We start from the raw sequence: 20,399 nt of genomic DNA on the forward strand, positions 1-20,399 counted from the left end.
GTTTCTCTAAAGGGGTATAGAGTGTTATATGCTTCTGGGGAAGAGAGTGAAAGTCAAATCAAAAGCAGGGCTGATAGAATACTAAATAGATCAATGGATAATATTTGGGTTATATCTGATACCAGCATGGATAATGTAGTTTCAGCTATCGATGAAATTGATCCAGACTTAATGATTGTTGATAGTATTCAGACATTCACCTTGGAGGAATACATGCCTTCTCGTGCAGGTTCTCCTACACAAACAATGGAATGTGCCAACGAACTGACGAGAATCGCGAAAAGTAGCGCAAGACCAAGAGCGGTTTTATTAGTTGGTCAGATGAACAAAAATGAGGAAATAGCAGGGTTAAGAGCGTTAGAGCATCTAGTTGATACAGTATTAATTATTGATGGTGAGAGTGGGGAAGAACTTAGAGGAGTAACAGCAAGTAAAAATCGTTTCGGTAGTACTGGGGAAACATCATTTTTCTCGATGACTGAAGATGGAATGACACCAATAGAAAATCCATCCGAGTACTTTATGACGCAAAGAGAGGGAAATATCGATGTTTCAGGATGTGCCTTAACAGTAGTTCGTGAAGGAACTCGACCTATTATTGTAGAAATTGAAAGTTTAGTAGCAACAACTTTCACACCATACCCATCGAGGATCAGTGAAAACTTAAAAAGGGAACAATTAAACACCTTAATTTCGATTCTTGAGCAAAGAGGTGGTATCGAGTTATTTAATAAAAACGTAGTAGTAAAATCTACAGGTGGCTTGCAGTTAAGAGAACAGTCGGTAAATCTTGCCGTCATTATGAGTATTGTATCATCTGCAAAAGATAAAGGTATATCAAATGACACGTTGTTCATTGCCGATATTGGATTAACAGGAGAATTAAAAAGAGTGCCATCACTTGAAGCAAGGTTAAAAGAAGCAGATAGAATGGGCTTTAAAAAGGCATATGTTGCTAAACGATCCGTCCATAAGAAACTTGATCTAAATAACTTAGAAGTAATTGAGAAAAATACATTAAATGATGTTATTACACATGTATTTGAACCTAGACAGAAAAATAGAATGCCATTTTAAAGTATATTTGAAAAGAAAAGAGAATTTCCCAGAATGTGAAAATCTTCCGTAATAAAATTGTGAAGTCATACATATTTTATTCGATACAAGGGAAAGTCAAATTTTTATAATATCGTAACCGATATAGAGTATTTGCACTTATTTTTATACAATTCAGGAAAATGTTGTTATTATAAAGTAACCGGCACTCTATAAAATGACTTATAGAGTGCTATAGTTGACGATATATTGCGCCGATTAAGCACAAATATAATGGCTATTTTTAGCAAATATAACTGTTAACACGGCGTAAACACCATGATAGGAGGTTAACAATTTGGATCATAGTAGTAAAACAGCATTTATAAATGATGTTTTAAAATTAGTAGCCCCGGGAACTCCTCTACGGGAGGGAATTGACAATGTTTTGCGTGCAAAAACAGGTGGTCTTATTGTTTTGGGCAATAACAACGAAATGATGAATATTGTAGATGGAGGTTTCTATATTAATTGCGAGTTTTCTCCAGCATATTTATATGAATTAGCCAAAATGGACGGAGCTATAATCTTAAGTGAAGATAGTACTCGAATTTTGTATGCTAACACTCAGCTAGTTCCCAATTCCTCGATTGCCTCGACAGAAACAGGGATTAGACATCGTACAGCAGAAAGGGTTGCTCGCCAAACCGGGAATTTAGTTATTTCTATCTCACAAAGAAGAAATGTAATAACACTATACCAAGGGGAATTCCGCTATTCGCTTAAGGATATTGGTGTTATTTTGACGAAAGCTAACCAGGCAATACAAACACTTGAAAAATATAAATCTGTTCTCGATCAGGGAATTACAAATCTAGGTGCTTTAGAGTTCGAGGAATTAGTAACTTTTCAAGAAGTATCACAAGTCATTCACCGTGTAGAAATGGTACTTCGGATTAAAAGTGAAATATTGAACTATGTAAACGAGCTAGGAAACGAAGGTAGGTTAATTTCAATGCAGCTTGAAGAACTGGTGTCAAACATTGAAAAAGAAGCCAGCCTTTTAATAAAGGATTATGTGAAGGATCATCATCAAGATGAACAGCTAATTTTGAAACAACTAAAGAAGTTGTCAAATGAGGGTCTCCTTGATGATCAAGTGATTGTGAGGCTTTTGGGCTTTTCAAAAAATATGAACTTATCAGAACAAACGATTACACCTCGAGGTTATCGAATTCTACATAAAATACCGAGAATTCCGCCAATTGTCGTTGAAAATCTCATAGAGAAATTTGAAGATATTACTCAGATTATGCGAGCCTCAATCGAAGAACTTGATGAAGTTGATGGGATCGGTGAGGCAAGGGCGAAGAAAATTAATGAGGGCTTAAATAGGATACAAGAACAATTATTTATCGACAGACATATTTAGAAACTGCTTGACTGTCTTATATATTACCGTTATAATAAAACCTTTTGTATAAATTGACAACAGACACCTACTTTGTTATTTTAAAACTATGTATATTTTGAAAATAACTTTTTAAAAATTATAAAATTGCATTAATTTTAAAGTTTGACCTTTGAGATTAGTGTCTATACTGATAAAGGAGGTGAAATGGATGCTAAGATGGATTGTAAAACTTTTCTTTGTTTTTTTAGGTGGAACATTAGGATATCTATTTGTTCCTGAATTAATACAAATTTTAAATTTTGGTTTACCTAACTGGGTTACCAATTCATATGTAGGCGCTGGAATTGGTGCAATTATTTTATATTTTTCGTCATTTTGGATTACTGATTATATAGTTGGATTAATTCGCTTAGTCGAGGAAAAATTAGTGAGGGCTCCAGTTACAGATGTTTTATTTGGTACGATGGGGATTATATTTGGACTAATTGTAGCATTTTTAATTGTCTTACCCCTTAATTCCATTCCTATTCTTAATTCAGTCTTACCGATATTTTTGACTGTGTTACTAGGATATTTAGGTTTTCAAGTTGGATTTAAAAAACGTGATGAATTAATTGCCTTATTCACCAGAAAAAATGATAGAAAAAAGGAAATTGATGAAGTAGAGAAGGAAAGACACGGCGTTGAACTGAAAATTTTAGATACAAGTGTTATTATCGATGGAAGAATTGCTGATATCTGTCAAACTGGTTTTTTAGAAGGGACGTTAGTAATTCCTCAATTTGTTCTTGAGGAACTACAACATATAGCAGATTCTTCAGATGTATTAAAAAGAAACCGTGGTCGTCGTGGCTTAGATATATTAAATAAAATTCAAAAAGAATTATCAATCAATGTTGAAATTTATGAGGGTGATTTTGAAGATATTCAAGAAGTCGATAGCAAGTTAGTAAAGCTTGCTAAACTAGTATCAGGACTTGTTGTAACAAATGATTTTAATTTAAATAAAGTTTGTGATCTTCAAGGAGTACCAGTATTGAATATTAATGACTTGGCAAATGCAGTTAAGCCAATCGTCTTACCTGGAGAAGAACTACACATTCAAGTGATTAAAGATGGAAAAGAGCATAACCAGGGAATTGCCTATTTAGATGATGGAACAATGATCGTTGTTGAAGGCGGCCGCGATTATATTAGTAAGCATATTGATGTAGTTGTCACAAGTGTACTACAAACGTCTGCTGGAAGAATGATATTTGCTAAACCTAAACTTTTAGAAAAAGCACTTTAGTACGAATTAGATTTAAAAAGCGTTAGGTCAGTTGTTGCTGGCCTAACGTTTCCTTTTTATGAGGAGTTCGTTATAATCATAGCTATAAGATATAATTGGTATTTACAACATGTTTTAAGGTTATTTGGCTTTCTTAATAGGGGATAGGAGCATATTGTCAATGAAATATTCAGTAGTCATTCCTGCAGCTGGTCAAGGAAAAAGGATGAAATTAAATAAAAATAAACAATTTCTTCTTTTAGAGAATTTACCAGTTATCATTCATACAATAGAGGTGTTTCAAAACGATGATTGGTGTGTTGAAATTGTTGTCGTTGCTAATTCTAATGAAATAAAAGAAATAGAAGAGCTGATAAATACATATGGGGTTACAAAAGTAATAAAAGTAATTCCTGGTGGAAATGAACGTCAAAATAGTGTACATAATGGTTTAAAGGCAGTAAACAGTGCTGGCATTGTGCTTATTCATGATGGCGCTCGACCTTTCGTTACACAAGCACATATTCACGAGTTAGTTTTAGCCGTAACTAATAATTGTGGTGCGATTTTAGCTGTTCCGATTAAAGATACAGTAAAAGAGTGTGGTGGTATGGAGGTTTTACAAACAGTTGATCGCTCGACTTTATGGTCGGCACAAACACCACAAGCATTTCAATTAGAGACAATTTTGAAGGCACATGAATGGGCAGAGCAACATCATTTTATTGGAACAGATGATGCCAGTTTACTTGAACAGTTACAAATAAATGTCTCGATAGTTCCGGGTGATTATTTTAATATAAAATTAACGACTCCAGAGGATATCGTATTTGCACAGTCTATTTTGCGAGTAAAGCGAGGAGAAAGTCAATGATGAGAATCGGACAAGGTTATGATGTACACCAATTAGTAGAGGGTAGACCGTTAATTATTGGTGGGATTGAAATTCCACACGAAAAGGGCTTGTTAGGACATTCAGACGCAGATGTTTTATTACATACAGTTGCTGACGCGATTTTAGGAGCTATTTCGGAAGGTGATATTGGGAAACATTTTCCTGATACGGATCCGGCCTATAAAGGGGCAGATTCTGCAATACTTCTTTCTCACGTATGGGAATTGGTAAAGGAGAAGGGGTATAAGCTAGGAAATATTGATTGTACAATAATTGCTCAAAGGCCCAAAATGGCGCCCTATATTCCTAAGATGAGGCAACGAATAAGTGATTTACTAGAAGCAGATTTAGATCAGGTAAATGTAAAAGCGACAACAACAGAAAAACTAGGGTTTTGTGGAAGAGAAGAAGGAATTGCCGCTCAGGCAGTTGTTATATTAAAAGATAAGAAAGATTTGTAGCAGTTATTTCGAAATAATAAAAATCTTTATTTTACATTCTAAAATCTACAATATAGAATAAGAAAAGCTAAAATTAAGGAAATGGATGGGTGTTAATTATGACAAAACAAGTGAGAGTTCGCTTCGCTCCAAGTCCAACGGGGCATTTACATATTGGTGGGGCAAGATCTGCTCTTTTTAATTATTTATTTGCAAGAAATCAAGGTGGGAAGTTTATTGTCAGAATTGAAGATACAGACCAAGCAAGAAACGTGGAGACTGCCCAAGAAAAACTTCTTGAAAGTATGAAGTGGTTAGGGATTGAATGGGACGAGAGTGTTGACGTTGGAGGAGAGTTTGGGCCATATCGATGTATGGATAGAATAGATATATATGAAAATTACCTAAAACAGTTAATCGATAGTGGGAAAGCTTACTATTGTTATATGACTGAAGAAGAAAGTGAGAAAGAGCGTGAAGAGCAATTAGCTAGAGGTGAAACGCCAAAGTATAGTGGTCGTGATCGTCATTTAACTCCCCAGCAACGTGCTACTCATGAAGAAGCAGGCAAAAAGCCTGTCGTTCGCTTCCTAGTTCCAGAAGGACAAGAAGTCGTGGTGGACGATGCAATCCGCGGACGAGTAAGCTTTGAAACGGATGGTATTGGTGATTTTATTATTGCAAGACGTGATGGCGTACCGATGTATAATTTTGCTGTTGTTATTGATGATCACTTAATGGAAATTTCTCACGTCATTCGTGGTGAAGAACATTTATCAAATGCACCTCGTCAAGTATTGCTGTATGAAGCATTTGGGTGGGAGACTCCAAAGTTTGCGCACGCATCGTTAATTTTAAACCAAGATCGTCAAAAAATGAGTAAGCGCGATGAGTCGATTATTCAATTCGTAGAGCAATACCGTGATTTAGGGTATTCATCTGCAGCCCTTGTTAACTTTCTAGCTCTTCTCGGCTGGTCCCCTGTAGGAGAAGAAGAGATTTTTACGAAAGAAGAGTTAATCGAGCAATTTAGTTTAGAACGTGTTTCGAAAGCTCCTGCAGTTTTTGATACACAAAAACTAGAGTGGATGAATAATCAATATATGAAGAAGGCTCCAGCAGATCAAGTAGTTGAACTGGCGTTGCCACACTTAATAAGTAGTGGTAAACTTCCAGTAGAGATGTCAGAGCAAGAATTGGCTTGGGCTCGTGACTTAATTTTACTACACCAAGAAAAAATGAGTTATGGTGCAGAAATTGTTGAGCTTACAGAGTTGTTCTTTAAAGCTGAAATTGAGTATAATGAAGAAGCAAAAGCAGTTTTAAATGAAGAGCAAGTACCGGCAGTTATACAAGAATTTAAAACCCAGTTGGAGACATTGTCGACTTTTACGGCTGAAGATATTAAGGCTGCAACAAAAGCGACACAAAAAGCTACAGGGCAAAAAGGAAAGCAATTATTCATGCCAATCCGTGTCGCAACAACTGGTCAAACACATGGTCCCGATTTGCCACAAGCAATTAGTTTATTAGGTAAAGACATCGTGTTAGATCGTTTGCAAAAGTTACTAAAATAAAGCGTTGATGAGGATAAGTAAAAGAGATTATTTCTTTTTAGAGAGAACTGCCCTGGCTGAAAGCAGTTTAAGAAATGACCTTTGAAATGCCCCTCTGAGTCCTTCACTAAACAGCTGTTTTAAGCTAAGTAAGTAAAGGCGGTACTCACCGTTACCGAGTTAAGGGGAGTATAATTTATACTCAAGCAGAGTGGAACCGCGCCAAAAGCGTCTCTGTGCATACGTGCACAGAGGCGCTTTTTTTATCCGCAAATGTTCCAGGTTATTAAAAGACCTGCGCTTTTTATGATCATGAAGTTCTGAAGGGAGAGAGTTAGGTTGTTAAAAACATTAAAGAACGACATTGATGTAGTTTTCGAGCAAGACCCAGCAGCTAGGAATAAGTTTGAAGTAGTTTTAACATATTCAGGACTTCACGCCATTTGGGGACATAGGCTTGCGCATGCTTTATGGAAAAAAAGGTTGTTCTTCCTTGCTAGACTTTTTTCACAAATAGCCCGCTTTATTACAGGAATTGAAATCCATCCTGGAGCCGTCATTGGTCAGAGATTATTTATCGATCATGGAATGGGGGTAGTTATCGGGGAAACATGTGAAATTGGTAATAATGTAACGATTTATCAAGGAGTTACATTAGGGGGCACCGGTAAGGAAAAGGGAAAACGCCACCCAACAATAGAGGATAACGTTCTAATTGCATCAGGCGCAAAAATTTTGGGGTCGATGACCATTGGTAGAAACTCTCGTATTGGAGCAGGGTCAGTAGTTCTTAACGAGGTACCACCGAATTCTACTGTTGTAGGAATTCCTGGTCGTGTTGTTATGCAGGATGGTGTCAAAATAAGAAGGGACCTTGATCATATTAACTTGCCAGATCCAATTGCAGATAAACTAAAGGAATTAGAAGAAGAAATTAAAAATCTAAAAGATGAGATTTCAATACTAAAAAAAAATGAAATGTAGAAGGTTACGAGCTGTTATTGTAAACCGTCCATTTAAAGAAGAAGGAGTGTAAAACAATGTCGATCAAAGTTTATAACACGCTGTCGCGACAAAAAGAGATTTTTAAACCGATTGAAGAGGGTAAGGTAAAAATGTACGTCTGCGGTCCGACCGTATATAACTATATTCATATAGGTAATGCGAGACCAGCAATTATTTTTGACATGGTTCGTAGATATTTTGAGTTTCGTGGTTATGATGTAACGTACGTTTCTAATTTTACAGATGTTGATGACAAGTTAATCAAGGCGGCTAAAGAGTTAGGTGAAGATGTTCCAACAATTGCTGAGCGATTTATTAAAGCGTATTTCGAAGATACAGGAGCGTTAGGGGTTAAGTGCGCAGATGTTCATCCGCGAGTAACTGAAACAATGGCAGAAATCATCGATTTTGTCGAAGGGCTTATTAGCAAAGGCTTTGCCTATGAAGTAAACGGTGATGTTTATTTTAGTACGAGGAAATTCAAAGAGTATGGAAGGCTTTCTCAACAGTCAATCGATGACTTACAATCAGGTGCTAGAATTGAAGTAGAGCAACTTAAAAAAGATCCATTAGATTTTGCTCTTTGGAAAAAAGCAAAGCCAGAAGAAATTTCATGGGAAAGCCCATGGGGAGAAGGCCGACCAGGATGGCATATTGAGTGCTCAGCAATGGTTAAGAAATATTTAGGAGATACGATTGACATTCATGCAGGGGGACAGGATTTGTCGTTCCCTCATCATGAAAATGAAATTGCCCAATCCGAAGCGATGACAGGTAAAAAGATGGCTAACTATTGGCTTCATAATGGGTATATTAATATTGATAATGAAAAAATGTCAAAGTCGTTAGGAAACTTTATTTTAGTTCATGATATTATTAAGAAGTACGAACCTGAAATTATTCGCTTTTTTATGCTTATGGCTCATTATCGCAGTCCGATTAACTTCAATGATGAACTTTTAACTAGTGCCAAAAACGGATTAGATCGGTTGAAAACAGCAGTTCGAAATCTTGAGTATCGTTTAGAACAAACAGCAGATCTTGGCGAAAAAGGTTCAGAGTGGTTCGAGAAAATTAATGAAGAAAAAGCTAAGTTCATCCGTGAGATGGATGATGACTTCAATTCAGCAAATGCAATTGCTACCCTTTTTGATTTAGCCAAATTGGCCAATGTTTATTTAAGAGAAGATCATACTTCAAAAGAGGTGCTTGAGCACTTTTTAACTGTATTTACAGAATTAGCTGATGTACTCGGTCTTGTTTTATCGTCACCGAAGGGACTACTTGACGAAGAGATTGATAAGTTAATTGAGGAGAGAAACGAAGCAAGGAAAAATAGAGATTTTGCCCTAGCAGATAAAATTAGAGATGATCTAAAAGAGATGAGTATCGTTTTAGAAGATACAGCACAGGGAGTTCGTTGGAAGAGGGTTTAATAAGATAATGATGAAATTGACAGATCCAAAAATAGATTTACAACAGTTAAATGCGTTAGCGCTAGCATATATGGGTGACTCGATTCTTGATACGTACGTTCGATATCGGCTTATCGCATCTGGTAAAGTTAGACCTCATCAGCTTCATAAGAAAGCAACAGATTATGTTTCGGCTCCGGCGCAGGCAGAAGTTTTAGACTGCCTGCTAGCCACCGGTTTTTTAACAGAGGAAGAAGTAAATGTTGCTATGAGAGGTAGGAATGCTAAACCAGGTAATGTCCGAAAAAGTACTGATTTACAAACATATCGGAAAAGCACAGCTTTTGAAGCGTTACTCGGTTATTTGTACTTACTTAATAATTACGAAAGACTTGACGAAGTTATTAAACAAGCCTTTTTAATCATTGAAAAAGAAGAAGGGAGTGAAATAAATGAGTAGTGAATTTATTGTTGGTAAAAATCCTGTTCTAGAGGCATTGCGCTCAGGGCATGCGATCAATAAAATCTGGATTGGTGAAGGTACTCAAAAGGGACAAGTGAACCAAATTCTCGATCTTGCAAAAGAAAATGGAATTCAATTTCAATTTGTTCCGAAGCAAAAATTAGAGTCACTAATTGATACAAAAAATCACCAAGGCGTCGTTGCATCAGTCGCGGCATATGAATATGCTGAGCTAGAAGATTTGTTTACGAAAGCAACAGAAAAAGGAGAAGATCCTTTCTTTTTAATTTTAGATGAGATTGAAGATCCGCATAACTTAGGCTCAATTTTACGTACAGCAGATGCAGCTGGGGCACACGGTGTTATTATTCCTAAGCGTCGTGCTGTTGGACTAACGGCGACGGTAGCGAAGGCTTCTACAGGAGCGATCGAGTATGTCCCGGTTGTAAGGGTTACTAACATAGCTAGAACGATGGATGATTTAAAAAAGCGTGGGCTATGGTTTGCCGGAACGGACGCCAAAGGAGATACGGATTTTAGACAAGCTAGTTTTGACTTACCAATTGGACTCGTTATTGGAAGTGAAGGAAAAGGAATAAGTCGCTTGATAAAGGAAAAGTGTGACTTTCTTCTCCAAGTTCCGATGCAGGGCAAAGTTACGTCTTTAAATGCCTCTGTTGCAGCTAGTCTTTTAATGTATGAGGTCCTTAGGAAGCGTAACCCAATAGGATTGAAGTAAAATGGGTGAGATACTTCTCGTTGATGGCTATAACATTATTGGGGATTGGCCAGAGTTAAAAGAACTAAAAAAATCCGACTTAGAAGGTGCTAGAGACCTTCTCATAGAAAAAATGGCGGAATATAGGGCTTATAGTGGTATGAAAGTGATCATTATTTTTGATGCTCATATGGTGCCTGGTATCGGCAAAAAACTTAAAAACTACAGATTAGAAATCATTTATACAAGAGAAAACGAAACCGCAGATGAACGTATCGAGAAATTAGTAAAGAAGTTAAAGCGTATTGACACTCAAATTTACGTTGCAACATCTGATTTCGTAGAGCAATCAGTAACGTTTGGTTACGGTGCTTTAAGAAAATCTGCTAGAGAGCTTCGTACTGAAATGGCTGTTGTTGAAAAAGGGATAGAGCGAGAAGTTAAGAAGTCGAAAAAACGAGAAAAACAAACAAAAATCCCGATATCTGACGAAATGGCAGAAATTTTTGAAAAGTGGCGTCGAGGCGACATGTGAGTGGTTGACGCTACTTGAAAACATGCTATATAATATTCCTATATTAGGTAATTCGCTTTGTTTAAAAAGGTCATGATGCTTGTACTATTAAAAGTTGTAAACTTTATCGATGGTAGTATGAGGGAAACTAGGGCAACGATAATTGTTACATATGGAGCCGGTTTTATAATTTTCATTTAGCATCTATTTATATTATAAATGAATCCCTTTTTAAACGTTCACAATTTCATCAAAGGCGGAGGGATTATGGTGAGCATAGACCTCAAAGGAATTACAAATGCTGACTTTGAACAAATGGAAGATGAATATTTAGTTGATTATGTCCGAGAAGGCGATAGTGGTGCATTGGAGTATCTTATTAATAAGTATAAGAATTTTGTTAGAGCCAAAGCTAGGTCTTATTTTTTAATTGGTGCTGATCATGAAGACATAGTTCAAGAAGGGATGATTGGTCTTTATAAGGCAATCCGTGATTTTAAAGGGGACAAGCTGTCTTCTTTTAAAGCATTTGCAGAACTATGTATTACGAGACAGATTATTACTGCAATAAAGACAGCAACTAGGCAAAAGCATATTCCATTAAATTCTTATGTTTCATTAGATAGACCGATATACGATGAAGAAAGTGATCGTACGCTTTTAGATGTCATTTCCGGAACGCGTGTCACTGATCCTGAAGAGCTTCTCATTAATCAAGAAGAGTTTGATGATATTGAGTTAAAAATGGGTGAAATTTTAAGTGACCTAGAAAGAAAGGTATTAATGTTGTATCTTGATGGAAGGTCATACCAAGAAATATCTGTCGATTTAAAAAGGCATGTGAAATCAATTGACAACGCTTTACAAAGGGTGAAACGAAAGTTAGAGCGCTATGTAGAGTTAAAAGGGATAAGTATTTAAAACAGGGCTCGCCCTGTTTTTTATTTTAAGTAAAGAAAATATTTTGTTTTTTAATAATTGTCTGTTCCATGTACTGTGTGCCTTTCTAAATGAGGGTATGTTAAACTATTTAATAATGTGTCCATAGTTAGTTTTGAAAGTGGATAATGTTGGTTACACTTATATAAGACGTTATTGACACTGTTTATGCCCTGTGATATGTTTTATTAGTATGTGAATATTAGCATTTGCAAGATAGGGGTAGTATGTAATGCGCAAGCGGATAGTTTTAGCGTGTGATATTTGTAAATCTCGTAACTATACAACAGAGAAGAACAAGGCTACAGCTACAGAACGAACTGAAATAAGGAAGTTTTGTAAAGTATGTAACGAGCACACCCTTCATCTTGAAACAAAATAGTCTCGTATTTATTAAAATTCTTGTACAAGCCTTATCTATAAATGATAAGGTCGCTATATTGTAGGTGTCTAAAGGGCGGAGGTGGCGTTAATGGCTGGAGCAGTTAAGAGAACAGGTCAATTCTTACGTGATGTAGTAAAGGAACTAAAAAGAGTTTCGTGGCCTACTCGTAAAGAGTTAGTCCGTTATTCCTTGGTAGTTGTTGCCACGGTAATATTTATGTCAGTATTCTTTGGAGTTATTGACTTAGGTATTTCTGAATTAGTTCGTTTTATTTTAGGTTAATTGGTCTATCCTTATTTACTAAGTAGGATTGATCCATAGAGGAGGGAAGGACGAAAAGGTCCTGTTCATTATGGAGAAAAATTGGTATGTTGTTCATACTTACTCAGGTTATGAAAACAAAGTAAAAGCAAATTTAGAAAAACGTGTAGAATCAATGACTATGGAAGATAAGATTTTTCGTGTTTTAGTTCCTGTTGAAGAAGAGACAGAAACAAAGAACGGTAAAACGAAATCGGTCACACGTAAAGTCTTTCCTGGATATGTATTAGTCGAAATGGTTATGACTGATGATTCTTGGTACGTTGTCCGAAATACTCCTGGAGTTACTGGATTTGTTGGTTCTGCTGGAGCGGGTTCTAAACCGACTGCACTTCTCCCAGAAGAAGTGGAATCGATTCTACGTCAAATGGGTGTAGAAGCTCCGCGGGAAGAAATTGATTTTGAATTAAAAGAATCAGTTAAAGTTAAAGAAGGACCATTTGCTAACTTTGTTGGATCAATTGAAGAAATTTTAGTTGAGAAAAGAAAGTTAAAAGTACATGTTAATATGTTTGGTCGAGAGACGCCGGTAGAGTTAGAATTTTCTCAAGTAGAAAAAATCTAAAACTATTGCTTGCTTATCTCTTTCAAAAGTGATAAAATCTTTTATGTTCTTAACGCAAAATTTGAACATAGCTTTCGCATAGAAAGTAAATCGAGTGGGAGGATCAAATAATAAGATCCGGTTACCACATCACGGACTTAAGGAGGTGTGTCGCGTGGCTAAAAAGGTTATTAAAATGGTAAAATTACAAATTCCTGCTGGGAAAGCAAATCCAGCACCACCAGTTGGACCTGCACTAGGTCAAGCGGGAGTTAATATTATGGGATTCTGTAAAGAATTTAACGCTCGTACTGCTGATCAAGCTGGTTTAATTATTCCGGTTGAAATTACGGTATTTGAAGACCGTTCATTTACATTCATTACGAAAACTCCGCCTGCTGCAGTATTACTTAAAGTAGCAGCTGGGATCCAAAGTGGATCTGGTGAGCCGAATCGTAAAAAAGTAGCAACTGTTAAGCGTGATAAAGTTCGCGAAATTGCAGAGCAAAAGATGCCAGATCTAAACGCTGCTAACGTAGAGTCAGCAATGCGTATGGTTGAAGGTACTGCACGCAGTATGGGAATTGTTATTGAAGACTAATCCCTTGTTACTAATGTAAGGGACTTAGGAGGTTGCGAACAGGCCGAAATATTGGCGGCGCAACCTTTATTAGTGGGAGGTACTACCGCTAAAACCACAATCAAGGAGGAAATGAAATTGGCTAAAAAAGGTAAAAAGTATCAAGAAGCTTCTAAGCTTGTTGATCGTACAAAAGCTTACCCTATTGAAGAAGCAATTGAATTAGTAAAAAAGACTTCAGTAGCATCTTTTGATGAGACTGTTGAAGTTGCATTTAGATTAGGCGTTGACCCTAAGAAAGCTGACCAACAAATTCGTGGAGCAGTTGTACTTCCACACGGAACTGGTAAAGTTCAACGTGTATTAGTATTTGCTAAAGGCGAAAAGGCGAAAGAAGCAGAAGCTGCTGGAGCTGACTTTGTTGGAGATGAAGATTACATTAACAAGATTGCTCAAGGTTGGTTCGACTTTGATGTAGTAGTAGCAACTCCTGACATGATGGGTCAAGTTGGTAAACTTGGACGTGTATTAGGCCCTAAAGGTTTAATGCCTAACCCTAAAACAGGAACAGTTACTTTTGAAGTTGAAAGAGCTGTTAATGAAATTAAAGCTGGTAAGATTGAATACCGTGTTGATAAAGCTGGAAACATCCACGCTCCAATCGGAAAGGTTTCTTTCGATACTGACAAGTTAGTTGCAAACTTAACAACTGTTGTTGAAACTTTAATTAAAGTTAAGCCAGCTGCTGCTAAGGGAACTTACATGAAAAATATCGCTATCGCGTCAACAATGGGTCCTGGGGTAAAAGTAAACGTAGCATCTGCTACTAAATAATACCAGTTGACTTAATATTGATAAATCGATATACTAGCCATTGTGAATTGAATAGTTCATACCGTAGACAGTAGGAGCGTCTTTGCGCTTAATTACCTACCGAGGTTTGTTAAATGATGATCTAATCACTATAACAAAAGCCTCCGTGTGTCTACATGGGGGCTTTTCCTATAGAAGGTCACCTCATAAAACGGTGTGGTTTTATTACTATCAATTTGATAGTAAAAGAAAAACTGTGGTTTAGGCCTTAGTTTTTCTACTAATCATAGGAGGTGTAAATATGAGCGTACGTGAACAAAAACAACAATTTCAACAAAAACAAGTTTTAGTATCTGAAATCGCTACGAAGCTTCGTGATAGCAAAACAACAGTAGTTGTTGACTATCGTGGATTAAACGTTGCACAGGTGACTGAGTTACGTAAACAACTTCGTGAAGCGAATGTTGATTTCAAAGTTTACAAAAATTCAATGACACGTCGTGCGACTGCGGAAGTCGAGTTAACTCAACTTGATGAAGTATTAGTAGGACCTACTGCCATTGCATTCAGTAATGATGATGTAATCGCTCCTGCTAAAATTCTTAATGACTTCGCGAAAAAGAACGATAAATTAGAAATTAAAGCAGGGATTATTGAAGGTCAATTCGCTTCATTAGAAGAAGTTAAGGCGTTAGCTGAACTTCCTTCAAGAGAAGGTTTACTTTCAATGTTGCTTAGCGTTCTTCAAGCTCCAATGCGTAACTTTGCATTGGCTACAAAAGCTGTTGCTGAACAAAAAGAAGAACAAGGTGCTTAATTGCCCACAAAAACTAAAATTAACTTATAATTAGGAGGAAATATAAAATGAGTAAAGATCAAATCTTAGAAGCAATTAAAGAAATGACAGTTTTAGAATTAAACGATCTTGTAAAAGCAATCGAAGAAGAGTTTGGCGTAACTGCAGCTGCTCCTGTAGCTATGGTAGGTGGCGGTGCTGCTGCTGCTGAAGCTGAGCAAACTGAATTTGATGTAATCCTTACTTCTGCTGGTTCAGCTAAGATCAATGTAATCAAAGCTGTTCGTGAAATCACTGGTTTAGGTTTAAAAGAAGCTAAAGCATTAGTTGATGGTGCTCCAGCTCCACTTAAAGAAGGTATTTCTAAAGAAGACGCTGAAGCTATGAAAGCTAAGCTTGAAGAAGCAGGAGCTTCTGTTGAAGTTAAGTAATTACTATGGAAAGCTCGCATTTTAATGCGAGCTTTTTGTTTAGGTTTTGTAGTTCTTCCTTTTAAATCTAAATTAATTGTTAAGAAGAGTGTATAGATTTATTTTTTTGTAGTTATAATGAATAATGGTGAAAATTGTAAAGGTGTGATAGAAAAGTGTCGAATCACTATTATACAGAAAAACCAAATGTCGAGAGTTCACGTAAAAAATGGGACACTGAACTAAGAGGAGTTAAAATGCTTTTCACTTCTGACTCTGGAGTTTTCTCTAAAAAAGAAGTCGATTTTGGGACGAGGTTACTTCTCGATACATATAAATTTGCTGAAGGTAATGGTGATATTTTAGATGTTGGTTGTGGATACGGCCCTATTGGTTTAACTTTAGCAAAGGAGCGTCCTGAATCTAGCTTTTTTTTAGTTGATGTAAATGAAAGAGCTTTGGAATTAGCGGAGTTAAATGCAAAATTAAATAATATTGGTAATGTGAGCATTTCTAAAAGTAATCTCTTAAGTGCTCTTGATGATAGAAAGTTTTCCTCTATTCTTTCTAATCCGCCGATTAGGGCAGGGAAAAAAGTTGTTCATCAATTATTTGAGGAAGCTTATAATCATTTAGAGGAAGATGGTCAGTTGTGGATTGTTATTCAAAAGAAACAAGGTGCGCCTTCTGCGATTGAAAAACTAGAGAGTTTGTTTACGCAAGTTGTCGTTGAAAAAAAGTCCAAAGGGTATTATATTATAAGCGCAAAAAAAGATTGACTTGAAATTCAGTTTGTGTTAGTGTTATTTAATGCGTATGAATATCGTTTTAAACTAAAAATCTGCAAAAGTCAACCGTAATTTTTTGTATAAAAATACAGATTATGGGTAAACTGATATAATCAAAAATACCTAAATTTGTCGTGTTTAATGAGTAGCTTGGGCACATTGGTACATAACTTGCATTATACAGCATTGAGTTGATTGCGTTTAAAACAACTGGCCTTTTTATTGGTAAGGGCCTTAATGAATTGTGGTTTTTTTTGCGAAAACCCTTTTTTCTTTTCTCTAGAAAAAGGGTATTGTTTTGAGTGACTTGATTTACTCATTTCTACTTATTAAACAAAGATAAGAAAGTATAACTTTGCTTGTCGAAGCACAGCAGGCGCTTGGCGCTTTTCTTAAGTATCACACTGTTATTTGCAAAACTAGGTATGTGCAAAACGAACATTCCGAGTTTTTCTAATATGCTTAGTTATGAAGGCTAAGCCTCCTAAATTAGTCACTTGACTAATAGATGGAAACTAAAACGCTAGATTTAAGGGGTGAATCAGTTGACAGGTCAACTAGTTCAGTATGGACGACACCGCCAACGAAGAAGTTACGCTAGAATTAAAGAGGTATTGGAATTACCTAACCTTATTGAAATTCAGACAGCTTCTTATCAATGGTTTCTTGATGAGGGACTAAGAGAAATGTTTCAAGACATCTCTCCGATTCAAGATTTTACAGGAAACTTAATTTTGGAGTTTATTGATTACAGTTTAGGTGAGCCTAAATACTCTGTGGAAGAGTCGAAAGAACGAGATGTTACTTATGCAGCTCCATTAAGAGTGAAAGTACGTCTAATTAATAAAGAGACAGGAGAAGTAAAAGAGCAAGAAGTCTTTATGGGTGATTTCCCATTAATGACTGAAACAGGTACGTTTGTCATCAATGGTGCAGAACGTGTCATTGTTTCCCAGCTTGTTCGATCTCCTAGTGTTTATTATAGTAAGAAAATCGATAAAAACGGAAAAAAAGGTTTTACAGCGACTGTAATTCCAAACCGTGGAGCATGGTTAGAGCTTGAAACAGACGCGAAGGACGTTGTGTACGTTCGTATTGATCGCACAAGAAAGATCCCTGTTACAGTGCTATTGCGTTCATTAGGATTTGGATCTGATCAAGAGATCATTGATCTACTGGGTGAAGATGAATATCTAAGAAACTCTTTAGATAAGGACAACACAGACAGTACGGAAAAGGCCCTATTAGAAATTTACGAACGCCTACGTCCTGGTGAACCTCCTACAGTTGAAAATGCAAAAAGTTTATTAGAATCAAGATTTTTTGATCCAAAGCGTTATGACTTAGCAAATGTAGGTCGTTATAAGATTAATAAGAAGTTACACATTAAAAATCGCCTCTTTAACCAACGTTTAGCTGAGACGTTGATTGACCCTGAGACGGGAGAGGTTTTAGCAGAAGAAGGAGCAATTATCGATCGTCGGTTACTTGATCGTTTAATTCCTTACCTAGAAAACAATGTAGGATTTAAGAACATCTCACTTCATGGTGGAGTAATAGATGATCTTGAAGTACCTCTACAATCTATTAAGGTTTATGCGCCTAATAATCAAGAAGACGACATGCCAATAAATGTTATTGGTAACGGTAATGTTGATAAGAACATTAAAAATATTACACCTGCAGATATCATTGCTTCAATAAATTATTTCTTTAACTTGCTTCATGGTATTGGTGATACAGATGATATTGACCACTTAGGAAATCGTCGACTTCGTTCTGTTGGTGAATTATTACAAAACCAATTTAGAATTGGTCTTTCTAGAATGGAACGCGTTGTACGTGAACGTATGTCAATTCAAGATGCGAATATGATCACGCCTCAAGCGTTAATTAATATTCGTCCAGTTATTGCATCAATTAAAGAGTTTTTTGGAAGCTCGCAGTTATCTCAGTTCATGGATCAAACAAATCCATTAGCAGAGCTAACTCACAAGCGTCGTCTTTCAGCACTAGGACCTGGTGGTTTAACTCGTGAGCGTGCAGGATTTGAAGTGCGTGACGTCCACTACTCTCACTATGGTCGCATGTGTCCAATTGAAACACCTGAAGGGCCGAACATTGGGTTAATTAACTCATTATCTTCATTTGCAAAAGTAAACCAATTCGGTTTTATGGAAACGCCATATCGTCGCGTTGACCCAGAAACAGGTAAAGTAACGGAGAAATTTGATTACTTGACAGCCGATGAAGAAGATAACTACGTTGTTGCTCAGGCGAATGCTAAATTAGCTGATGATGGTTCATTTATTGATGATAATATCATTGCGCGTTTCCGTGGTGAAAACACGATTGTTAAACGTGAACGTGTTGATTATATGGACGTATCTCCTAAGCAGGTAGTTTCTGCAGCGACTGCTTGTATTCCATTCTTAGAAAACGATGACTCCAACCGTGCCCTAATGGGTGCGAACATGCAGCGTCAGGCTGTACCATTGTTACAGCCACAGTCTCCATTAGTGGGAACTGGAATGGAACACGTTAATGCAAAAGACTCTGGGGCTGCCGTTGTTTCTAAACATAAAGGTATTGTCGAACGAGTTACTGCCAAAGAAATTCAAATTCGTCGCCTTGTAGATGTAGATGGGAATGAAGTGAAAGGCGATATCGATCGCTATAATCTATTAAAGTTCATTCGTTCTAACCAAGGTACTTGTTATAACCAACGACCTATCGTTAAAGAGGGTGACCTTGTTACTAAAGGTGAAATTCTTGCTGATGGTCCGTCTATGGAACTAGGAGAACTTGCTCTTGGTCGAAATGTTCTTGTTGGGTTTATGACATGGGAAGGGTATAACTATGAGGATGCGATCATCCTTAGTGAACGTCTTGTGAAAGACGATGTTTATACATCTATCCATATTGAAGAATACGAGTCCGAAGCTCGTGATACGAAGTTAGGACCTGAAGAAATTACAAGAGATATACCAAACGTTGGGGAAGATGCGCTACGTAATTTAGATGAGCGCGGGATTATCCGTGTTGGTGCTGAAGTAAAGGATGGGGACATCTTAGTAGGTAAAGTAACACCAAAAGGGGTAACTGAACTTACAGCTGAAGAGCGCCTGTTACATGCGATTTTCGGTGAAAAAGCAAGGGAAGTACGTGATACATCACTTCGAGCGCCTCATGGCGGAGACGGTATCATTTTAGATGTAAAAGTTTTCAACCGAGAAGATGGCGATGAGCTTCCGCCAGGAGTAAATCAACTTGTTCGCGTTTATATTGTTCAAAAACGTAAGATCCATGAAGGCGATAAAATGGCCGGACGTCATGGTAACAAGGGTGTTATCTCAAGAATTATGCCAGAAGAAGATATGCCTTATTTACCAGATGGTACGCCAATCGATATCATGCTTAACCCACTAGGAGTACCATCGCGTATGAATATCGGACAAGTGCTTGAGTTGCATTTAGGAATGGCTGCAAGAAAGCTAGGCATTCATGTTGCATCTCCAGTATTTGATGGTGCCAGAGAAGAAGATGTATGGGGTACACTTGCAGAAGCGGGAATGGCAAGAGACGGAAAAACGGTTCTTTATGATGGAAGAACAGGTGAGCCGTTTGATAATCGTATTTCAGTAGGTATTATGTATATGATTAAACTTGCTCACATGGTTGATGATAAGCTTCATGCTAGATCAACTGGACCATACTCTCTAGTGACGCAGCAACCACTTGGTGGTAAAGCACAATTTGGTGGACAGCGCTTTGGAGAGATGGAAGTTTGGGCGCTTGAAGCATATGGTGCAGCTTACACATTACAAGAAATTCTTACTGTTAAATCAGATGACGTAATCGGTCGTGTGAAAACATATGAAGCAATTGTAAAAGGTGAAAATGTTCCAGAACCAGGTGTTCCAGAATCGTTTAAAGTATTAATTAAAGAACTACAAAGTTTGGGTATGGATGTTAAGATGCTATCTAGTAATGAAGAAGAGATTGAGATGCGCGATCTTGACGATGATGAGCAAACGAATGATAAGTTAAATTTAAATATTGAATCTACTGAATCAAACGGATAATCGTAGAACCTGA

21 protein-coding genes and 2 other annotated features are annotated in these 20,399 nt (G+C 37.0%); all 21 genes read left to right on the forward strand.

What is annotated here, in order from left to right:
• Positions 1-1,077 (forward strand): DNA repair protein RadA family protein (locus tag ACK4M9_RS20860; RefSeq protein WP_409854703.1); only part of this gene is annotated, 1,077 nt, incomplete at its 5' end.
• Between the two features lie 316 nt (positions 1,078-1,393).
• Entirely contained in the window at positions 1,394-2,467 is a 1,074-nt protein-coding gene (gene disA, locus ACK4M9_RS20865; protein ID WP_409854705.1) for a DNA integrity scanning diadenylate cyclase DisA, read from the forward strand.
• A gap of 190 nt (positions 2,468-2,657) precedes the next feature.
• Complete coding sequence (locus ACK4M9_RS20870; protein ID WP_409854707.1) at positions 2,658-3,740, forward strand: PIN/TRAM domain-containing protein; 1,083 nt, start codon at positions 2,658-2,660, stop codon at positions 3,738-3,740.
• A 160-nt stretch (positions 3,741-3,900) separates the two neighbouring features.
• Complete coding sequence (gene ispD / locus ACK4M9_RS20875) at positions 3,901-4,593, forward strand: 2-C-methyl-D-erythritol 4-phosphate cytidylyltransferase (protein ID WP_409854708.1); 693 nt, start codon at positions 3,901-3,903, stop codon at positions 4,591-4,593.
• Positions 4,590-5,075, forward strand: coding sequence for a 2-C-methyl-D-erythritol 2,4-cyclodiphosphate synthase (gene ispF, locus ACK4M9_RS20880; protein WP_409854709.1), 486 nt, complete (start codon positions 4,590-4,592; stop codon positions 5,073-5,075). Before ispD ends, ispF begins: the two co-directional genes overlap by 4 nt.
• 98 nt (positions 5,076-5,173) lie before the next feature.
• Positions 5,174-6,631 (forward strand): glutamate--tRNA ligase, encoded by a 1,458-nt coding sequence (gene gltX, locus ACK4M9_RS20885; protein WP_409854710.1) that lies wholly within the window; start codon positions 5,174-5,176, stop codon positions 6,629-6,631.
• Positions 6,627-6,849, forward strand: a binding site (T-box leader). Its footprint overlaps the gene before it by 5 nt.
• Before the next feature lie 100 nt (positions 6,850-6,949).
• A complete protein-coding gene (gene epsC / locus ACK4M9_RS20890; protein ID WP_409854712.1) occupies positions 6,950-7,594 on the forward strand; it encodes a serine O-acetyltransferase EpsC in 645 nt (214 codons plus the stop codon).
• A 56-nt stretch (positions 7,595-7,650) separates the two neighbouring features.
• Positions 7,651-9,051 carry a cysteine--tRNA ligase gene (cysS, locus tag ACK4M9_RS20895; RefSeq protein WP_409854713.1) on the forward strand — a complete coding sequence of 467 codons (1,401 nt, stop codon included), beginning with the start codon at positions 7,651-7,653 and terminating at the stop codon, positions 9,049-9,051.
• 10 nt (positions 9,052-9,061) lie between these two features.
• Positions 9,062-9,490, forward strand: a complete 429-nt coding sequence (locus ACK4M9_RS20900; protein ID WP_409854736.1) for a Mini-ribonuclease 3 — start codon at positions 9,062-9,064, stop codon at positions 9,488-9,490.
• Positions 9,483-10,232, forward strand: a complete 750-nt coding sequence (rlmB, locus tag ACK4M9_RS20905; RefSeq protein ID WP_409854715.1) for a 23S rRNA (guanosine(2251)-2'-O)-methyltransferase RlmB — start codon at positions 9,483-9,485, stop codon at positions 10,230-10,232. Before ACK4M9_RS20900 ends, rlmB begins: the two co-directional genes overlap by 8 nt.
• A gap of 1 nt (position 10,233) precedes the next feature.
• A complete protein-coding gene (locus tag ACK4M9_RS20910; protein ID WP_409854717.1) occupies positions 10,234-10,746 on the forward strand; it encodes an NYN domain-containing protein in 513 nt (170 codons plus the stop codon).
• A 246-nt stretch (positions 10,747-10,992) separates the two neighbouring features.
• On the forward strand, positions 10,993-11,646 hold the full coding sequence (sigH, locus tag ACK4M9_RS20915) for an RNA polymerase sporulation sigma factor SigH (protein WP_409854718.1): 654 nt from the start codon (positions 10,993-10,995) through the stop codon (positions 11,644-11,646).
• 250 nt (positions 11,647-11,896) lie between these two features.
• Positions 11,897-12,046 carry a 50S ribosomal protein L33 gene (rpmG, locus tag ACK4M9_RS20920; protein WP_409854720.1) on the forward strand — a complete coding sequence of 50 codons (150 nt, stop codon included), beginning with the start codon at positions 11,897-11,899 and terminating at the stop codon, positions 12,044-12,046.
• 90 nt (positions 12,047-12,136) lie between these two features.
• A complete protein-coding gene (secE, locus tag ACK4M9_RS20925; RefSeq protein WP_409854722.1) occupies positions 12,137-12,331 on the forward strand; it encodes a preprotein translocase subunit SecE in 195 nt (64 codons plus the stop codon).
• 70 nt (positions 12,332-12,401) lie between these two features.
• Complete coding sequence (nusG, locus tag ACK4M9_RS20930) at positions 12,402-12,935, forward strand: transcription termination/antitermination protein NusG (protein ID WP_409854724.1); 534 nt, start codon at positions 12,402-12,404, stop codon at positions 12,933-12,935.
• Between the two features lie 154 nt (positions 12,936-13,089).
• A complete protein-coding gene (gene rplK / locus ACK4M9_RS20935) occupies positions 13,090-13,515 on the forward strand; it encodes a 50S ribosomal protein L11 (protein WP_071315258.1) in 426 nt (141 codons plus the stop codon).
• Between the two features lie 72 nt (positions 13,516-13,587).
• Positions 13,588-14,328, forward strand: a complete 741-nt coding sequence (rplA, locus tag ACK4M9_RS20940) for a 50S ribosomal protein L1 (RefSeq protein ID WP_409854726.1) — start codon at positions 13,588-13,590, stop codon at positions 14,326-14,328.
• A 43-nt stretch (positions 14,329-14,371) separates the two neighbouring features.
• Positions 14,372-14,506: a sequence feature (ribosomal protein L10 leader region), on the forward strand.
• 102 nt (positions 14,507-14,608) lie between these two features.
• The gene (gene rplJ, locus ACK4M9_RS20945) at positions 14,609-15,124 is read left to right on the forward strand and encodes a 50S ribosomal protein L10 (RefSeq protein WP_409854727.1); all 516 of its coding nucleotides are present in this window, start codon (positions 14,609-14,611) and stop codon (positions 15,122-15,124) included.
• A 47-nt stretch (positions 15,125-15,171) separates the two neighbouring features.
• Positions 15,172-15,534: a 50S ribosomal protein L7/L12 gene (rplL, locus tag ACK4M9_RS20950; RefSeq protein ID WP_409854728.1), complete on the forward strand. Its 363-nt coding sequence runs from the start codon at positions 15,172-15,174 to the stop codon at positions 15,532-15,534.
• 155 nt (positions 15,535-15,689) lie between these two features.
• Positions 15,690-16,292: a class I SAM-dependent methyltransferase gene (locus ACK4M9_RS20955; protein WP_409854729.1), complete on the forward strand. Its 603-nt coding sequence runs from the start codon at positions 15,690-15,692 to the stop codon at positions 16,290-16,292.
• A gap of 554 nt (positions 16,293-16,846) precedes the next feature.
• Positions 16,847-20,386 (forward strand): DNA-directed RNA polymerase subunit beta, encoded by a 3,540-nt coding sequence (gene rpoB, locus ACK4M9_RS20960; protein ID WP_409854730.1) that lies wholly within the window; start codon positions 16,847-16,849, stop codon positions 20,384-20,386.
• Positions 20,387-20,399 lie beyond the last annotated feature (13 nt).

Origin of the sequence: Anaerobacillus sp., assembly GCF_046314235.1 — a bacterium.
Classification (GTDB): domain Bacteria; phylum Bacillota; class Bacilli; order Bacillales; family Anaerobacillaceae; genus Anaerobacillus.

Coding starts and splice junctions, on each gene's coding strand:
- ACK4M9_RS20870 (WP_409854707.1), top strand. CDS start 2,658: ATGCTAAGATGGATTGTAAAACTTTTCTTTGTTTTTTTAGGTGGAACA.
- ispD (WP_409854708.1), top strand. CDS start 3,901: ATGAAATATTCAGTAGTCATTCCTGCAGCTGGTCAAGGAAAAAGGATG.
- ispF (WP_409854709.1), top strand. CDS start 4,590: ATGATGAGAATCGGACAAGGTTATGATGTACACCAATTAGTAGAGGGT.
- gltX (WP_409854710.1), top strand. CDS start 5,174: ATGACAAAACAAGTGAGAGTTCGCTTCGCTCCAAGTCCAACGGGGCAT.
- cysS (WP_409854713.1), top strand. CDS start 7,651: ATGTCGATCAAAGTTTATAACACGCTGTCGCGACAAAAAGAGATTTTT.
- ACK4M9_RS20900 (WP_409854736.1), top strand. CDS start 9,062: ATGAAATTGACAGATCCAAAAATAGATTTACAACAGTTAAATGCGTTA.
- rlmB (WP_409854715.1), top strand. CDS start 9,483: ATGAGTAGTGAATTTATTGTTGGTAAAAATCCTGTTCTAGAGGCATTG.
- ACK4M9_RS20910 (WP_409854717.1), top strand. CDS start 10,234: ATGGGTGAGATACTTCTCGTTGATGGCTATAACATTATTGGGGATTGG.
- sigH (WP_409854718.1), top strand. CDS start 10,993: ATGGTGAGCATAGACCTCAAAGGAATTACAAATGCTGACTTTGAACAA.
- rpmG (WP_409854720.1), top strand. CDS start 11,897: ATGCGCAAGCGGATAGTTTTAGCGTGTGATATTTGTAAATCTCGTAAC.
- secE (WP_409854722.1), top strand. CDS start 12,137: ATGGCTGGAGCAGTTAAGAGAACAGGTCAATTCTTACGTGATGTAGTA.
- nusG (WP_409854724.1), top strand. CDS start 12,402: ATGGAGAAAAATTGGTATGTTGTTCATACTTACTCAGGTTATGAAAAC.
- rplJ (WP_409854727.1), top strand. CDS start 14,609: ATGAGCGTACGTGAACAAAAACAACAATTTCAACAAAAACAAGTTTTA.
- rplL (WP_409854728.1), top strand. CDS start 15,172: ATGAGTAAAGATCAAATCTTAGAAGCAATTAAAGAAATGACAGTTTTA.